The sequence below is a fragment of the Haloferax sp. s1 genome, assembly GCF_058382125.1.
On record NZ_JBZRPK010000106.1, the window covers coordinates 1 to 1075 of the forward strand.

General features: G+C 61.1%; 1 protein-coding gene and 1 pseudogene. Both read right to left on the reverse strand.

The window, feature by feature from the left end; translation table 11 throughout:
- Positions 1-115 (reverse strand): annotated as a pseudogene (locus QT222_RS00735) (OsmC family protein); the annotation flags it as partial.
- Positions 116-224: 109 nt separating this feature from the next.
- A complete protein-coding gene (locus tag QT222_RS00740; RefSeq protein WP_491475981.1) occupies positions 225-941 on the reverse strand; it encodes a metal-dependent hydrolase in 717 nt (238 codons plus the stop codon).
- Positions 942-1075: the final 134 nt, after the last annotated feature.

Genomic DNA, 1075 nt, shown 5'->3' on the forward strand with positions numbered 1-1075 from the left:
CGTTCGGGTTCGGACCGGTCGCGTCGAGCGCGTCGATCTGGGGGTCGAAGTCGCCGACCTGACTCGTGCTTGCGAAGCCTTCCTCACTGACAGTCGAAGTTTGAATATCGGACATCCATCGGATGGAAAGAAGTACCCGACCCTAAAAGTTCCTCAATCGGACGATTGTGTGCACAAGCGACGGAAAAATGTCATCTCGGGCGGCGAGCGCGACGAGTCGACGGCTATTCGAGCGTGAACGATTCGTCGCCGTCGAGGACGTGCACTTCAGCAAGGCTTCCCGTGGCCTTGACCTCGCGTTCGAAATCGCTGATGTCGATTTCGATGGCCGGGAACGTGTTGTAGTGCATCGGGAAGACGCGGTCGACACCCAGCCAGTCGCTCGCGACGGCGGCCTGCCACGGTCCCATCGTGTAGTGGTCGCCGACCGGGAGCGCGGCGGCGTCGGGTTCGTAGTAGGGACCGAAGATTTCGCGCATGTCGGTCATGAGTCCCGTGTCGCCGGCGTGGTAGAACGTCGTCGCCTCGTCGTCGGACTGCTGGGTCGGCTTCGAGTCGCTAATCATGTAGCCGCCCGGCACGCCAGCGTCGTGTTCGTATCCCGTGTTGATGCCGTTCGTGTGGTCCGCGCGAACCATCGAGACGAACGCGTCGCCGAGTTCGACGGTCCCGCCGATGTTCATCCCGATGGTCTCGTCGACGCCCATCTCGGCTTCGACGTAGCCGGTGAGTTCGGGCGTGCCGACGACCGTCGCGCCGTCGAACTCGCCAGCGTGGGCGATGTGGTCGGCGTGACCGTGCGTGAGAAGGACGTAGTCCGGCGTCTCTACGTCGCTCGGGTCGAGGGACGTGGCGGGGTTGTCGAAGAACGGGTCGATGAGAATCGAGGTCTCTCCGACTGTGACGTGCCATGTCGAATGACCGTGCCAGATGAGTTCCATAGTACGCCAACGGAAGGCGCGAAATACACAAAAAAGAACTCGGAGGCGGCGGTGTGACTGGGGTTTTGTGTGGTGGACTCCGGGAACAGCGTCGGCATATACAAATATCAGGAATACCAGGAAACAGACACTCA

Bases quoted from the DNA above. Each gene is read 5' to 3' on its own strand.
- QT222_RS00740 (WP_491475981.1), bottom strand. From the start codon at position 941: ATGGAACTCATCTGGCACGGTCATTCGACATGGCACGTCACAGTCGGA.